Genomic DNA, 14,289 nt, shown 5'->3' with positions numbered 1-14,289 from the left:
GTCCGCAGGGCCCGCAGGGTTTCCAGGGTGAGCAAGGCCCGCAGGGTGTGACCGGCGCGCCCGGTCCGCAGGGCGCGACTGGCGCGCAGGGTCCGCAGGGCGCGACTGGCGCGCAGGGTCCGCAGGGTTTCCAGGGTGAGCAAGGCCCACAGGGTGTGACCGGCGCGCAGGGTGCGCAGGGTCCGCAGGGCTTTCAGGGTGACCAGGGCCCACAAGGTGTGACCGGCTCGCCTGGTTCGCAGGGTCCACAGGGTGTGGCCGGCGCGCAGGGTCCGCAGGGCTTTCAGGGTGAGCAGGGTCCGCAGGGTGTGACCGGCGCACAGGGTCCGCAGGGTCCGCAGGGTGCGCAGGGTCCCCAAGGTTTTCAGGGTGAGCAAGGGCCACAGGGTGTGACCGGCGCGCAGGGCCCGAGCGGCCCGCAGGGTGCACAGGGTGCACAGGGTGCACAGGGCGCCCAGGGTGCCCTGTCGGGCGTTCATGTCGTGTCTTCTGATGAGCCTGCCACCGGCTTCCAAACCGTCAGCTGCCCCACCGGCGAAGTGGCGACGGGCGGCGGCTACATCACCAACGGGGCCGTGAACGTGGATGCCCCGCTCGTAGTCGGAGATACGCCGGTCGGATGGCAGGCCCAGTTCCTGGCGCCAGAACCCGGCCTCGTCTACGTCGTCTGCGCGCCCGCCACATCGTGATCGGGGCAAGCACGCCCAGAATGATCGACAGGAAGAGGAAGACAGTGAGAATGCGACAGGTGTTCGGCACACTTGCCTGCGGCTCCGTGCTACTGGCCGGGGTGGGTGCGTGCAGTGACGACAAGACACCCGCAACGAAGGGATCCGGCGGGACCGTCGCTCCAGGGGCCGCCCAGGGGGACCCGAAGGCCCTGCTCCAGGAAGGTATCGAGCAGGGTCAGGCCGGCAAGTCCGACGAGGCGAAGGCAACCTTCGAGAAGGTGGTCGCGCTTCAGGGGGACAACAAGTTCGCCTGGTTCAACCTCGGCTACCTCGCCCAGTCGCGTGACGCAGCCGACGAAGCGGTGGCGGCCTACGACAAGGCGCTGCAGATCGACGGCTCCTACCGGCCCGCCCTCTACAACAAGGCGATCCTGCTGGAGGAGGCGAAGCCGGACGAGGCGGTCGCGCTGTATCGCAAGATCGTCGATGCGGATGAGGGTGCTTCCACGGCGTACCTCCGGCTGGGGTTGATGCTCGTCAGGCAGCACGATCGGACGGGCGCCCGGGAGGCGTTCGCGTCGGCGATCGATGCGGATCCGAAGCTGGCGCCGGCGGTCCCCGAGGAGTTCCGCCCGCAGAAGACAAAGAGGTGATCGCGTGGTGAAGGCGCCACACGTCACGGTCTTCACGGGTAGCAACCGAACCCGCTTCCTGGACGATTGCCTGCAGTCCCTGCTGGCGCAGACGTACGCGGACTGGGAATGGGTGGTCGTTCTCAACCAGGGCACCCGGTGGCGTCCCGAGGCGAACGATCCACGGATCCGCCTCCTGGTGCGGGACGGGCTGTCCGGTGTCGGTGCGGTGAAGCGACAGGCCTGCGCCGAGGCGTACGGGGACATCCTCGTCGAACTCGACGACGACGACCTGCTCAGCAGCGACTGCCTGGCGGAGGTCGTGGCCGCCTTCGACGCGAACCCCGGGGTGGGCTTCGTCTACAGCGACACGGCCCAGATCAGAGAGGACGGCGGCCGGGACGACTCGCGGTTCGCTGCGGCGCACGGGTGGCGCTACCGCGACGAGCGGGTCGACGGGCGTGAGGTGTCGGCCTGCTACTCGCTGGAGCCGACGCCGCACAACGTCAGCTACATCTGGTACGCCCCGAACCACGTCCGGGCGTTCCGACGGGATCTGTACGAGAAGGTGGGCGGCTACAACGAGGAACTCGACGTGGCCGACGACCTCGACCTGATGTGCCGGCTGTACCAGGCGGCCGAGTTCCACCAGATCCCCAAGTGCCTTTACCTGCAACGGATGCACACCCGGAACACCCAGCGCGACCCGGAGGTCAACGCGCGGATCCAGCGGCGGTCCGTGGAGATCTACGATCGCAACATCCAGTTCAACGCGTTGGCCTGGGCGAAACGGCGGGACCTGCTGGCCGTGGACATGGGAGCGGCACACAACAAGCCGGAGGGGTTCCTCGGGCTGGATCGCCGCGCCGGGGACGGCGTGGACATCGTCTGTGACGTCACCAAGGGGATCGACCTGCCGGACGACAGCGTCGGGGTGATCCGGGCGGTCGACTTCCTGGAGCACATCCCGGACAAGATCGGACTCTTCAACGAGTTGTACCGGGTCCTCGCCCCGAACGGGTTGCTGCTGTCCCTGACGCCCAGTACGGACGGACGGGGTGCGTACCAGGACCCGACGCACGTGGCGTTCTACAACGAGAACTCGTTCTGGTATTTCACAAACGACCAGTACGCACGCTTCGTGCCGGAGATCCGCTGCCGATTCCAGGTGTCTCGCCTGGGCACGTACTTCCCGAGCGAGTTCCACCAGGCGAACAACATCCCGTACGTCGTCGCGAACCTGATCGCGGTGAAGGACGAGACCCGCAACGGAGGTCTGCTGACGATCTGAGTCGACCAGGACCCGAGCGGCGCGGTCTCAGTCGACTGTCGGCAGCTTCGGGCCGAGGACGTCGTCGGCGTCGACGATCGTGTACGCGTACCCCTGCTCGGCCAGGAACCGCTGCCGGTGCGCGGCGTACTCGGTGTCGATGGTGTCCCGGGAGACCACCGTGTAGAAGTGCGCCTGCCGACCGTCGGCCTTCGGGCGCAGCACCCGGCCCAGCCGCTGCGCCTCCTCCTGCCGCGAGCCGAACGTGCCGGAGACCTGGATCGCCACCGCCGCCTCCGGCAGGTCGATGGAGAAGTTGCCCACCTTGGAGATGACCAGGGTGCGGATCTCGCCGGAGCGGAACGCGTCGAACAGCCGCTCGCGTTCCTTGTTCGTGGTGGAGCCCTGCACGATCGGCGCGTCCAGGTATTCGCCGAGCTGGTGCAGCTGGTCGAGGAACCCGCCGATGACGAGGACCTGCTCGGACGGGTGCCGGTCCACCAGAGCCCGCACCACGGGCAGCTTCGTGCGGGCGGTGGCCGCCATCCGGTAGCGCTCCTCGGCCTCCGCCGTCGCGTACGCCAGCCGCTCGGCGTCGGTCAGCGTGACCCGTACCTCGGTGCACTCCGCCGGGGCGATCCAGCCCTGCTGCTCGATGTCCTTCCACGGCGCGTCGTACCGCTTCGGGCCGATCAGGCTGAACACGTCGCCCTCGCGGCCGTCCTCGCGTACCAGAGTCGCGGTGAGGCCGAGCCGGCGGCGGGCCTGGAGGTCCGCCGTGAAGCGGAAGATCGGCGCGGGCAGCAGGTGCACCTCGTCGTAGACGACCAGGCCCCAGTCGCGGGCGCCGAACAGGTCCAGGTGGGTGAACGCGCCGCCGCGCCGCGCGGTGAGCACCTGGTACGTGGCGATGGTGACCGGGCGGATCTCCTTGCGCTCGCCCGAGTACTCGCCGATCTCCTCCTCGGTCAGCGACGTGCGGGCGATCAGCTCCCGCTTCCACTGCCGTCCCGCCACCGTGTTGGTGACCAGGATCAGCGTGGTCGCCTTCGCCTCGGCCATGGCCGCCGCGCCGACGAGCGTCTTGCCGGCGCCGCAGGGCAGCACTACCACGCCGGACCCGCCGGCCCAGAACGCCTCGACGGCTTCCCGCTGGTACGACCGCAGCGTCCACGGCTTTCCGCCGTCCTTGCCGGACTCGGCCAGCTCGATCGGGTGCGCCTCGCCGTCCACGTACCCGGCCAGGTCCTCGGCCGGCCAGCCCAGCTTGAGCAGCGCCTGCTTGAGTCGCCCCCGCTCGGACGGGTGCACGGCGATGGTGTCGTCGTCGAGCTTCGCGCCGAGCATGCCGGCGAGCTTCTTGCTCTTTGCGACCTCGATCAGCACCACCCGGTCCAGGGCGCGCAGCACCAGGCCGTGCACCGGGTCGTTGGCGAGCTGGAGGCGGCCGTACCGGTCCATCGTCTCGGCCACGTCGACGAGCAGCCCGTGCGGCACCGGGTAGCGCGAGTACTTGATCAATGAGTCGACCACGCCCTCGGCGTCGTGGCCGGCGGCCCGGGCGTTCCACAGGCCCAGCGGCGTGAGCCGGTAGGTGTGCACGTGCTCGGGGGAGCGTTCCAACTCGGCGAACGGCGCGATCGCCATCCGGCACGCCTGCGCGTCGGGGTGATCCACCTCCAGCAGCAGCGTCTTGTCCGACTGCACGATCAGTGGTCCACCGCTCACGCCAGCGTCCTCTCGCATCGCCCGGAACCCCGGAGCCTCGCGGCCCGGCACCCGTCGCCACCTCGGCTGATCTGCCGCGGGCCGACCATCCAGTGTTGCACGCCGGAGGGTGCCGCAAAAAAGTCTCGCTGGACAGGCAACGTCATACTCGTCCCACACGTCTAGCTAGCGGGACGACTGTCCAGGGAGGGCCCATGCAGCGTGTCCGGTTTCTCGCCCGGGCCACCGCCCTGGCGTTGGTCGTGCTGGTCGGTGTCGGCGCCTGTGCGCTCGATCCGCAGGCGGAAGGCGCCGGGGGGAGCACCCCCGGCCCGGTCGGGCTGACGGAGGGAGCATCGGGGGCGAGCGCGTCGCCCACGCCGGAACAGCCGGTCACGTCCCCGTCGGCGCAGCCGAGCCGGACGGCCTCGCCGAAACCCTCCCGGTCGCCCGAGGCGACCAGGACGACGAAGCCCAAGCCGAAGCCGAGCGCGTCCGCCGGTTGCCCGCAGGGGGAGCACCAGCGGGCCGTGGAGACCTACCTGACCCGGCTGGGCGGCTTCGGGACGCTGACCGTGGACGGCGAGCAGTCCGCCGCCGACTGCGCCGCGATCAAGAAGTTCCAGATCCGGTACGGGATCAGCCCGTCCTCCGGTCGCGCCGGCCCCACCACGTACGACGTGGCGAAGCGGCTCGCCGCCACCGACACCGCGCGCTGCAAGGCCGGTTCCCGGCTCACCTTCTGCGTCGACCTGACCCGGCAGACGGTCTGGGCGATGCGCGGCGGCAAGGTGGTGATGGGCCCGACGGTCACCCGTACCGGCATGTCCGGCTACGCCACCCCGGCCGGCACGTACTCGGTGGGCCGGAAGAACCCGCGCGAGTGGTCCAACCCGTACGAGGTGTGGCTGCCGTACTGGCAGCAGTTCAACGGCGGGATCGGCTTCCACGAGACCACCACCTACCTGCACAACGGCGCGATCGGTTCGCACGGCTGCGTCAACCTGCTGCACCGTGACGCGGTGCGCCTGTGGGAGCTGGGCTCGGTCGGCACCCGCGTGGTCGTGATCGGCCGCCGCCCCGGCACCTGAACCGGCCGGCACGGCAGCCGAGCCCGCCCCTACCCGTGACCGGACCGCCCGGATCAGGGTTTTATCCCCTGTCCGCGTGCTCCGGTTGGTGCAACCCTGGAAGCCGGGTCCATGCCGGGACGGGGAGGGACTGTCATGACCGTTGACCAGGACGTGCTTCCCGAGGACGAGCGGACGCGGCAGCAGGAGGTGCCCACGGCGGTCCTGCTCGCCTACGCGGCCGCCGCCGCGGGGGTGTTCGGCTGGTTCCTGTTCGGGCTGCTGGTGCAGCAGCAGGGCTTCGTCGACTCGGTGGGCGAGTCGGCCGGTGCCGCGTTCGCGTTGCTGCTGGCCGTGTCGGTGATCGGCACGCTGCGCCGCAACGGGGAGTAGCTCACTCCTCCAGCACCGCCGCCGTGATCCGGTGCAGCGCGAAGGTGTGCAGCATCTCCGTCCGGTCGTCCTCGGCGCGCAGGTAGCCGGCGCCGATGGACACCGGCCGGACCAGCCGCGACGCGGTCGCCCCGTGCGCGTCGACGTAGCCCACCCAGACCAGCGCCTTGTCCCGTACCGCCTGCTGGAGCACCGCCAGCGCGTCGCCGTGCCCCGACGCGGACGCGGGCGCGGGACCGGTGGCCGCCGCGCCGCGGACCACCGCCGGGGCGCGCCGTGCCGCCCGCGCCGCCGCCTCGCCCCGGCGGATCTGCTCCACCACGCCGAGCAGGCGGGGCATCGGCAGCTTCGGTGTGGCGAGCGGGTCCACCGCACGGCCGATCGCGGTACGGGCCGGCGCACGCCGGGTCTTCGGCCGTGCCAGCACCGTCGTTCCGCTGGCGTCCTCCGGCACCGGGGCGTACCCGGCGTCGCGCAGCGCGGCGAGCATCCGGTTGACCTGGTACGGGGTGACCAGCACCGTGGGCGCGAGCCGGCGGAACGCCAGCGGTTCCAGTCGCCGGTCCGCCTGCACCTCGGTGAGCAGCGCCTCGTCGTCGCTGCGCACGTACGCGCCGGCCGACCCGACGCGCAGGCCACCGTGCTTGCGGGCCACGTCGTCGACCAGATAGGTCAGGCCCTGCGGGACCGGGGTACGCGACCGGCGGCGGAACAGCGCGTGCAGGTCGTCCGCGGTGTACCCGGCGTCGAGCGCCCGCCGGATGCTCGCCGTGGTGACCCGGTGCACGCTGGCTCCGCCCGCCGACTCGTGCTCGGCCACCACGTCCAGCTCGGCGGCGAGCGCCGGGTCGGGCGGGCCGGGCACCACCACCGACAGGTCGGCCTGCACCAGCACGTGGTCGACCGGTGCGGGCAGCAGCCCGTCCAGCGCCCGTACGGTCGTCGACGCGTCGCCCGACTCGGCGTCGTCGGAGCGCAGCCCGAGCGGGTCGTCACCGCGCTCGTCGGCCTCGGTCAGCTCGGCGAGCAGCAGCCGCCCGTACGAGGTGAGCGCGCCGAGCCCGGTCACGCCCAGCGTGGCGGCCTCGGCCAGCACCTCCCGGTGTGCCGTCTCCCGCCCCCGGGCCCGCCGGGGCACGCGCCAGTCCAGCAGCTCCAGCACCTCGTCGATGGTCGGCGCGGTACCGGGCGGCAGGTCGGCCAGCACGGCCAGCACCGCACGCCGGGCGGCCGGCGCGCCGGCCCGTTCCGCCTCGGCGGAGAGCACCGAGATGGGCCGGTCCCGGTCGTCGCGCTGCCCGATCAGGCCGGCCTGGCGGGGCATCGACATCCAGGCGCGGGCGAGCTGCTCCCAGCGCTGGGCCAGCGACACCGCGCGCCACACCTCGTACCCGCCGGTGGGCAGGATCTGCTGGTCGCCGCCGTACCGGGTGGTGGCCGCGCCGGTCAGCTCCATCTCGCCGGTCAGCCCGGCCGCGTACGCCACCTCGAACAGCAGCGCTGTGGTCGGCTCGTCCAGCCCGAGGCCACGGGCGAGCCGCCGCAGGTCGCGTACGCCGACGCCGCCGGAGCGCAGGACCGGTGCCGGTTCCGCGGTCAGCGCCTCCAGCATCGCCTCGGTGTGCCGGACCACCTCCATGCTCTGCCCGGCCCCGGCCGAGTCGACGGACTTGACCTCGCGCGGCGGCCCGGACACCACCGGCGGGCTGGTGCGCAGCGGGCCGAGCGGACCGGCGTCGCGGCGCAGCACCAGCCCCACCTCCCGGGGCAGCTCGACCGTGCCGTTGCGGCCGCCGGACATCCGCACCAGCAGGCGGTGCTCGACCAGCCAGCGGATCGGGGAGCCGGTCGGCGCGCCGCCGTTCACCAGGTCGGGCGGGAGCACGTCCTCGGCGCCGGTGGCGGGGGCCTCCAGCGCACCGGGGGCCACGGTCCCGACCGGCGGTCCGGCGGCGAGCCGGTCCAGGACCGCCCGGGCCGAGGGCGGCGCGGACAGCAGCGTCCGCCGCAGCTTCGCCGGGTCCGCGCAGAGCGCCGCCGCGCGCGGGTCCAGCTCCGCCGCCGGCCGGCCGAGCCCCGCCGGGTACGGGGACACCTCGTCGATGCCGCCGGCCACGCACAGGTCGTGTTCGGGGCCGTACAGCAGGAACCGGGCCCGGAGCCGGTCGACGGCGGCGCGGACCGCTGTGGGTGCGGGCGGCTGGGGACCGGCGATGGCCATGGCCAGGATCTGGTCGATGGAGGTGGTGCCCTCGGGACCGCGGGTGAGCCGGGCGGCGTCGAGGATCTGGAGGGTGAACTGGTCCAGCCCGTCGAGCGCCCGGGCCACGGAGACCCGGGACTGGGCGCGCAGGGCGAGGGCGGACACGTCGGCCGGCACCGGCACGACGAGGTCCGGCCGCAGCTGGAGCAGGGCGGCAAGCGACTCGTCGGGGAGGGCCCGCAGGTGGTCGGCGAGTGAGGTGGTCATCGTCGTACCACGCTAGCCCGCTGGGTAGGTTCTCGGCATGTCTCCGCTGATGGTCGGCTTCGACCTCGACATGACCCTGGTCGACTCCCGCCCCGGGATCGCCGCCGCGTTCCGGGCGCTCACCGCGCGCACGGGCGTGCACGTGGACGGGGAATTGGCCGTCTCCCGGCTGGGCCCGCCGCTGCGTACCGAGCTGGCGCACTGGTTCCCGCCGGAGCGCCTGGAGGAGGCGGTGACGCTCTACCGGGAGCTGTATCCGGCGTACGCGATCACCCCGACGGTGCCGATGCCGGGTGCGGAGGCCGCGTTGCGCGCGGTGCATGCGCGCGGCGGCCGCACGATGGTGGTGACCGCGAAGATGGGCCGGCTGGCGAAGCTGCACCTGGACCACCTCGGGCTGCCGGTGGACGAGTTGGCCGGGGACGTGTTCGCCGAGCAGAAGGCGGTCGCGTTGCGCGAGCACGGCGCGACGCTGTACGTGGGCGACCACGTGGCCGACATGGCCGCCGCGCGGGCCGCGGGAATCCCGGGCGTGGCAGTGGCGACCGGCCCGTGTTCCGCCGCCGAACTGGCCGAGGCCGGTGCCCGTGTGGTGCTCGATGATCTCGTCGAATTCCCGAGGGCGCTGGACCGGATCATCGGGCTAGCCTTGGAGGGGTAGACGGTTCGAGTGGAGCGGGGTTCAACAGGTGCCGACGGGTCGAGTGAAGTGGTACGACGCCGCCAAGGGGTACGGGTTCGTCACCAGTGACGAGGGTGGCGACGTGTTCCTGCCGAAGGGCGCGCTACCGGCGGGTGTCGCCGACCTGAAGGGTGGCCAGCGGGTCGATTTCAGCGTGGTCGACAGCCGTCGGGGCGCCCAGGCGATGGGGGTCAAGCTGCTGGAGGCGCCGCCGTCCGTGGCGGAGCTGCGCCGCCGGCCGGCCGAGGAACTCCACGGCCTGGTCGAAGACATGATCAAGGTGCTGGAGGCGAAGGTCCAGCCGGACCTGCGCCGCGGTCGCTTCCCGGATCGGAAGACCGCCCAGAAGATCGCTCAGCTGGTCCACGCGGTGGCGCGCGAGCTGGAGGTCTGAGGGACGAGCCCGGCGTCGGCGGCCCGGCCCAGCAGCGCCTCCACGGCGGCGAAGCCGGCCTCTCCCAGGTCGGCGGTGAACTCGTTGACGTAGAGGCCGATGTGCCGGTCCACCACGTCGGGCTCCATCTCCTGCGCGTGCGCGAGGACGTACTCCCGGCTGGCCTCCGGGTCGGCCCACGCCTGGCGTACCGACTCGCGGATCCAGGCGGCGGCCTCGACCGGGTCGACTGCGCCCCGGCGGGCCAGGATCGCGCCGAGCGGGATCGGCAGCCCGGTGTCGCCCTCCCACCACTCGCCCAGGTCGACCAGGGCGGTCAGCCCGTGCCGCGGGTAGGTGAAGCGCGCCTCGTGGATGACCAGGCCCGCGTCGTACCGGCCGGCGGCCACACCCGGCATGATCTCGTGGAACGGCACCACCTCGATGCGCGCCGGGGCCTGGTCGGCCGCCCAGAGGCGGAACAGCAGGTACGCGGTGGTCCGCTCGCCGGGCACCGCCACCGTCGCGCCGGACAGGTCGGTCCGGTCTCCACGCGTCAGCACCAGCGGGCCGCAGCCCCGGCCGAGGGCACCGCCGCAGGGCAGCAGGTGGTAGTCGTCGAGCAGCCAGGGCAGCGCGGCGTAGCTGACCTTCACCAGGTCGAACGCCCCCCGCTCGGCTGCGGTGTTCGTGACGTCGACGTCCGCGTAGGTCACCTCGACCGGCGGCGCGCCCGGCACCCGGCCGTGCACCAGGGCGTCGAAGACGAACGTGTCGTTGGGGCAGGGGGAGATCGCCAGGGAGAGCGCCACGGTCCCACCGTAACCCCGGCGCCCGGGCGGCCCGTCACCCCGTCCGGTGTGACGTCCAGCCGTTCCGGTGCAGCCGCTCGATGCCGTCGAGCAGCAGGTCCAGCGCGAACTCGAACTCGAACTGGTCGTCGCAGCCGGGCCCGACGACGGAGTCGCCGTCGTGGGACGCCGCAGTGGCGATGGCCGCGAGGTGGGAAAACCGGGCGGCCGTCTCCGGCGGCAGGTCGGCCGGCGCCTCGGGCACCGTCGCGCCGGACCGGCCGGCCTGCCGGGAGGCGTCGAACAGTTCCTGGCTGAAGCCCAGCACGCGGCTGCCCAGCGCGTGCATGACGTGGTGGGCCAGGTCGGTGGAGAATCCGCTCGCCCGCAGGGCGCCCACGGTCGAGTCGAGGTACGCGAGGACGGCCGGCGTGGGCGTGGTCCGGGACTCGATCGCCAGCGAGGCCCAGGGGTGGCGGAGCAGCATCTGCCGCGCGGACAGGACGCGCCGGCGGATCGCCTGCTTCCAGTCGCCGGCGGCCGGCGGGTCGATCTCCGCGACGACCATGTCGATCATGCCGTCGAGCAGTTCGTCCTTGTTGGCGACGTGCTTGTAGAGGGCCATCGGCACGACGCCCAGCTCCTGGGCGAGGTTGCGCATGCTGAGCGACTCGATCCCGGTCCGGTCGGCGAGCGCGACGGCCGTACGCAGGACGCGGTCCCTGGTCAGGGGCGCCCGGCGCGCCGTCTCCACCTGCTCAGGCATGTCGTCCCCAGTCCTTCCGGCGGCCGTTGACACAGTAACCGCCTTGACCGGTGTACGGCGTACACCTAGCCTGTCCCCATCAAGGTGTACGCCGTACACCTGGGAGGGAGTGGGTCATGAAGGCGATCGTCCAGGACCGGTACGGCCCCCCGGAGACACTCACGCTCGCCGACGTCGGTACGCCCGAGCCCGGCCCCGGCGACGTCCTCGTGCGGGTCGAGGCCGCCGCAGTGAACGCGTACGACTGGCACGTCATGCGCGGCGACCCCCGGCTGTCGCGGCTGGCGCTCGGCCTCGGGCGGCCCCGGGCCCGCGTCCGTGGCCGCGACTTCGCCGGCCGGGTCGAGGCCGTCGGCTCCCGGGTGCGGCAGGTACGCCCCGGCGACGCCGTCTTCGGCGACCTCGGCGAGGCCGACGGCGCGTTCGCCGAGTACGTGCGCGTGCCCGAGCACCTGGTCGCGCCTCGGCCGGCGAACCTGAGCCCGGCGCAGGCGGCGGCACTGCCGCTCGCCGGTGTCACAGCGCTCCAGGGGCTGCGCGACGCCGGGCAGATCCGGCCCGGTCACCGCATCCTGATCAACGGTGCGTCGGGCGGCGTCGGCACGCTCGCCGTCCAGCTCGCGAAGGCGTTCGGCGCGACGGTGACCGGCGTGTGCAGCACCCGCAACGTCGCGCTGGTCCGCTCACTCGGCGCGGACGAGGTGGTCGACTACACCCGCGACGACTTCACCCGCGCGGGAGACCGCCACGACGTGGTGTTCGACCTGGTCGGCAACCGCTCCCTGGGCGCACTGCGGCGAGCGCTGACGCCTTCCGGGACGCTCGTGCTCTCCGGTGGCGGCGTCTACCGCGGTGGCAGCCTGCTCGGCCCGATCGGGCTGCTGGCGCGGGGACGGCTGACGGCGCCCTTTCTCCGGCAGCGCGTCGTCGTCCTCGCCACGTCACCCGGCCGGGCGCACCTCGACGCGCTCCGCGAGCACGCCGAGGCCGGTCGCCTCACGCCTGTGGTCGACCGCACCTATCCGCTCCACGAGGTGCCCGACGCCATCCGCTACCTCGAAGGCGAGCACGCGCGGGCGAAGGTCGTCATCACGATCTGAGACCGTCCGTCCCCAGGCCGGCGAGTTGTCCACAGGGTTGTCCACAAGTGGACAAGATCAGTGGAGGGCGGCAGCGGCGGCGGTGAGCGCGGCGAACGCCTCGCGCATGCGCCACGCGCTCCGGTCGCGCGGGCCGATCGGGTTGGAGACCGTCCGCAGCTCGGCGAAGGGCACACCGGCCTGCGCGGCGGCGACCCCCACGCCGTACCCCTCCATCGCCTCGGCCACCGCGTCCGGGTGCCGTTGCGCGAGGGCGGCCGTGCTGGCGGCGGTGCCGGTCACCGTGCTGACCGTGAGCACCGTGCCGACCGTGGCCCCCGGCAGCGCGGCGCGCAGACGGGCCAGCAGGCCCGGATCGGCGGGCACGGTCCGGCCGCCGCCCAGCAGCTCGGGAGGCATGCCCAGGTCCTCGACCGGGATGAAACCGGCCGGCGACTCGGCGCCGAGGTCGGCGGCGACGCTGCGGTCGGCGAGCACCGTGCCACCCACCGCGACCCGGCCGGCGAAACCTCCGGCGATGCCGGCGCTGACCACCGCCCGGTACGGCCGTCCGGCCGCCTCGGCCAGCGCCAGCAGCCGCGCCGTGGCGGCACCGGCGACGGCCGGACCGACGCCGACCGGCAGCACCGTGACGTCCGGCGACGCCGTGCCGTCCGGTGCGGCGGGTGCGGTGAGGCCGGCACGGATCGCCTCGGCCTCGGCGGGCACCGCCGTGACCACGAGCAGACCGGTCACGCCACCGGCCCCCGGGGGTCGCGCCGCTCGGTGTCCTCGACGCCGCCGGGACCGCCCACCGAGGAGGACGGCCGGTAGATGTGGAAGCCGGGCGGCGCCAGTCCGTCGTCGTCCGGCGGCCCGGAACGCTGGGGCGCCGGTGACGTGGGCGCCGGATCGTCGAACGAGGTGGCGGCCGGTTCCTCGGCCCGGGTGACCTGCTCCGCCGCCAGCTCCTCGTCGCCGAGCGGCCGGCCGAGCAGGTGCTCACCGCGCAGCTTGCCGGCCACGAGCACCCCGCGTACGGCCACCAGCGCGGCCACCGCGGCGGCGACCGTCACGCCGATCAGGCCGGTGAACGGCACCAGTCCGAGGCCGCCCCCGGCCACGAACGCCAGCATCAGCGCGGTCTCCGAGTGGGCGAACGAGCTGGCGCGCAGCCGCTCCGGGATGCGTTCCTGGATCGAGGCGTCCACCGCGAGCTTGGCGATCCCGCTCATCATCGCGGCCACCAGGCAGAGCAGCGCCACCATGGGCAGCGAGAACTTCAGCGCGGCGAGCACCGCCACACCGGCGACCACTATCGTGCCGCTGGACTGGAGCGCTGTCGGCCGGTGGATGCGCAGGCGGGTGCCGATCGCGGTGGCCAAGAACGTGCCGACCGCCAGCGCGCCGCCGACCAGGCCCAGCGCGCCCTGGGCGCCGAGGTCGCGGCCGAAGAAGTCGGTGGTCAGGTCACCGGCCTTGATCGCGAAGGCCAGGAACAGCAGCAGAAAGCCGTAGAGCCCGCGCAGCGCCGCCGCGCCGATCAGCGTGGCGATCACCAGCCGGCCGCTGGGACGGCCCCGGCCCAGCGGGCGTTCGCCGTCGCGGCGGCGCATCGCGCGCAGCGGGTGCGGCATCCGCTCCGGCGGCTCGGAGTCGGCCTTCGGCGGCAGCCGGAGCGAGATCACCATGCCGATCAGGAAGATCACCGAGGCGACCCGCAGCGGCCACTGCGGCCCGAACCAGAACGCGGCCAGCCCGATCGGCGCGACGAGCGCGCCGGCCACCGTGCCGTAGACGCTCGCGCGCGCCCCGACCTGGGACAGCCCCAACCCTTCGGGGAGCAGCCGGGGGACCGCCGCCGAGCGGGCCACCCCGTACGCCCGGGAGAGCGCGAGCACGCCGAACGCCGCCGGGTAGAGCCCGAAGCCGCCCATGTAGTCGGAGATCAGCCAGGCCAGGAACGCCCGGCCCAGCATGGTGGTGGCCAGCGCGTACCGCCGGCCGTGGCGGAAGTGGTCGAGCAGCGGGCCGACCACGGGGGCGAGCATGGCGAACGGGACCATGGTCACCAGCAGGTAGAGGGCCACCTTGTTGCGCGCCTCGCCCAGCGGCACGTCGAAGAAGATCGTCCCGGCCAGGCCGATCGCGATGAGCGTGTCACCGGCGCAGGAGAGCGCGTGCAGGTCGAACAGGCGGACCATGCCCACCTCGTTGCCGGCACTGCGGGCCCGGGCCGTGCCGGCGCGCCGGGTCATCCAGCGTCCGCCGTGCAGTGAGCCCCGCATCAGCAGCCGAGTGGCGCGGATGCCGGTGCCGACGGTCCGCCCCAGGAAGGAGCGGCCGGAGCGGGAGGACAGCGCCATGCGTCCCATCCTCGCCCAT

At 73.1% G+C, this 14,289-nt stretch carries 14 protein-coding genes; 8 read left to right on the top strand and 6 right to left on the bottom strand.

Annotated elements, in window-relative coordinates:
- Window positions 1-389 precede the first annotated feature (389 nt).
- From Q3W68_RS05985 to Q3W68_RS05975, 3 genes are read left to right on the top strand one after another with little or no spacing between them, the layout of a single operon-like run.
- Window positions 390-689: a hypothetical protein gene (locus Q3W68_RS05985; protein WP_302904473.1), complete on the top strand. Its 300-nt coding sequence runs from the start codon at window positions 390-392 to the stop codon at window positions 687-689.
- A gap of 59 nt (window positions 690-748) precedes the next feature.
- Complete coding sequence (locus Q3W68_RS05980; RefSeq protein WP_302904472.1) at window positions 749-1,324, top strand: tetratricopeptide repeat protein; 576 nt, start codon at window positions 749-751, stop codon at window positions 1,322-1,324.
- Between the two features lie 4 nt (window positions 1,325-1,328).
- Window positions 1,329-2,594, top strand: coding sequence for a glycosyltransferase (locus tag Q3W68_RS05975; RefSeq protein WP_302904471.1), 1,266 nt, complete (start codon window positions 1,329-1,331; stop codon window positions 2,592-2,594).
- A gap of 27 nt (window positions 2,595-2,621) precedes the next feature.
- Here the strand turns inward: Q3W68_RS05975 and Q3W68_RS05970 are convergent, their stop codons facing one another.
- A complete protein-coding gene (locus Q3W68_RS05970) occupies window positions 2,622-4,301 on the bottom strand; it encodes a DNA repair helicase XPB (RefSeq protein WP_302904469.1) in 1,680 nt (559 codons plus the stop codon).
- A gap of 194 nt (window positions 4,302-4,495) precedes the next feature.
- Between Q3W68_RS05970 and Q3W68_RS05965 the strand changes: the two genes are divergently transcribed.
- Both Q3W68_RS05965 and Q3W68_RS05960 read left to right on the top strand, forming a co-directional pair.
- Window positions 4,496-5,371 (top strand): L,D-transpeptidase family protein, encoded by an 876-nt coding sequence (locus Q3W68_RS05965; protein ID WP_302904468.1) that lies wholly within the window; start codon window positions 4,496-4,498, stop codon window positions 5,369-5,371.
- 135 nt (window positions 5,372-5,506) lie between these two features.
- Window positions 5,507-5,743, top strand: coding sequence for a hypothetical protein (locus tag Q3W68_RS05960; protein WP_091414684.1), 237 nt, complete (start codon window positions 5,507-5,509; stop codon window positions 5,741-5,743).
- Between the two features lies 1 nt (window position 5,744).
- Here Q3W68_RS05960 and Q3W68_RS05955 read toward each other — a convergent pair whose 3' ends face one another.
- Window positions 5,745-8,213 carry a helicase-associated domain-containing protein gene (locus tag Q3W68_RS05955; protein WP_302904467.1) on the bottom strand — a complete coding sequence of 823 codons (2,469 nt, stop codon included), beginning with the start codon at window positions 8,211-8,213 and terminating at the stop codon, window positions 5,745-5,747.
- A gap of 37 nt (window positions 8,214-8,250) precedes the next feature.
- On the opposite strand from Q3W68_RS05955, the gene Q3W68_RS05950 reads away from it, so the two are divergent.
- Together Q3W68_RS05950 and Q3W68_RS05945 are read left to right on the top strand one after the other, a co-directional pair.
- Entirely contained in the window at window positions 8,251-8,874 is a 624-nt protein-coding gene (locus Q3W68_RS05950; RefSeq protein WP_302904466.1) for an HAD family hydrolase, read from the top strand.
- A gap of 28 nt (window positions 8,875-8,902) precedes the next feature.
- A complete protein-coding gene (locus Q3W68_RS05945; protein ID WP_026267952.1) occupies window positions 8,903-9,289 on the top strand; it encodes a cold-shock protein in 387 nt (128 codons plus the stop codon).
- Here the strand turns inward: Q3W68_RS05945 and Q3W68_RS05940 are convergent.
- Both Q3W68_RS05940 and Q3W68_RS05935 read right to left on the bottom strand, forming a co-directional pair.
- On the bottom strand, window positions 9,250-10,080 hold the full coding sequence (locus Q3W68_RS05940; protein ID WP_302904465.1) for a 1,4-dihydroxy-6-naphthoate synthase: 831 nt from the start codon (window positions 10,078-10,080) through the stop codon (window positions 9,250-9,252). The two genes, Q3W68_RS05945 and Q3W68_RS05940, sit on opposite strands and share 40 nt — an antisense overlap.
- Before the next feature lie 34 nt (window positions 10,081-10,114).
- Complete coding sequence (locus Q3W68_RS05935) at window positions 10,115-10,825, bottom strand: TetR/AcrR family transcriptional regulator (protein ID WP_302904464.1); 711 nt, start codon at window positions 10,823-10,825, stop codon at window positions 10,115-10,117.
- 116 nt (window positions 10,826-10,941) lie between these two features.
- On the opposite strand from Q3W68_RS05935, the gene Q3W68_RS05930 reads away from it, so the two are divergent.
- Window positions 10,942-11,925, top strand: a complete 984-nt coding sequence (locus Q3W68_RS05930) for an NAD(P)-dependent alcohol dehydrogenase (protein ID WP_302904462.1) — start codon at window positions 10,942-10,944, stop codon at window positions 11,923-11,925.
- Between the two features lie 57 nt (window positions 11,926-11,982).
- Here Q3W68_RS05930 and Q3W68_RS05925 read toward each other — a convergent pair whose 3' ends face one another.
- Together Q3W68_RS05925 and Q3W68_RS05920 are read right to left on the bottom strand one after the other, a co-directional pair.
- Window positions 11,983-12,660 carry a futalosine hydrolase gene (locus Q3W68_RS05925; protein WP_302904461.1) on the bottom strand — a complete coding sequence of 226 codons (678 nt, stop codon included), beginning with the start codon at window positions 12,658-12,660 and terminating at the stop codon, window positions 11,983-11,985.
- On the bottom strand, window positions 12,657-14,270 hold the full coding sequence (locus Q3W68_RS05920) for an MFS transporter (RefSeq protein WP_302904460.1): 1,614 nt from the start codon (window positions 14,268-14,270) through the stop codon (window positions 12,657-12,659). The genes Q3W68_RS05925 and Q3W68_RS05920 overlap by 4 nt, the downstream gene beginning before the upstream one ends.
- Window positions 14,271-14,289: the final 19 nt, after the last annotated feature.

Origin of the sequence: Micromonospora sp. C28ISP2-4 (genome assembly GCF_030519385.1) — a bacterium.
Classification (GTDB): domain Bacteria; phylum Actinomycetota; class Actinomycetes; order Mycobacteriales; family Micromonosporaceae; genus Micromonospora; species Micromonospora tulbaghiae.
Note: the sequence above shows the minus strand (reverse complement) of the source record. Positions and strands in the feature narration are given on the sequence as shown.

Coding starts and splice junctions, on each gene's coding strand:
- Q3W68_RS05965 (WP_302904468.1), top strand. CDS start 4,496: ATGCAGCGTGTCCGGTTTCTCGCCCGGGCCACCGCCCTGGCGTTGGTC.
- Q3W68_RS05960 (WP_091414684.1), top strand. CDS start 5,507: ATGACCGTTGACCAGGACGTGCTTCCCGAGGACGAGCGGACGCGGCAG.
- Q3W68_RS05955 (WP_302904467.1), bottom strand. CDS start 8,213: ATGACCACCTCACTCGCCGACCACCTGCGGGCCCTCCCCGACGAGTCG.
- Q3W68_RS05950 (WP_302904466.1), top strand. CDS start 8,251: ATGTCTCCGCTGATGGTCGGCTTCGACCTCGACATGACCCTGGTCGAC.
- Q3W68_RS05935 (WP_302904464.1), bottom strand. CDS start 10,825: ATGCCTGAGCAGGTGGAGACGGCGCGCCGGGCGCCCCTGACCAGGGAC.
- Q3W68_RS05930 (WP_302904462.1), top strand. CDS start 10,942: ATGAAGGCGATCGTCCAGGACCGGTACGGCCCCCCGGAGACACTCACG.
- Q3W68_RS05920 (WP_302904460.1), bottom strand. CDS start 14,270: ATGGCGCTGTCCTCCCGCTCCGGCCGCTCCTTCCTGGGGCGGACCGTC.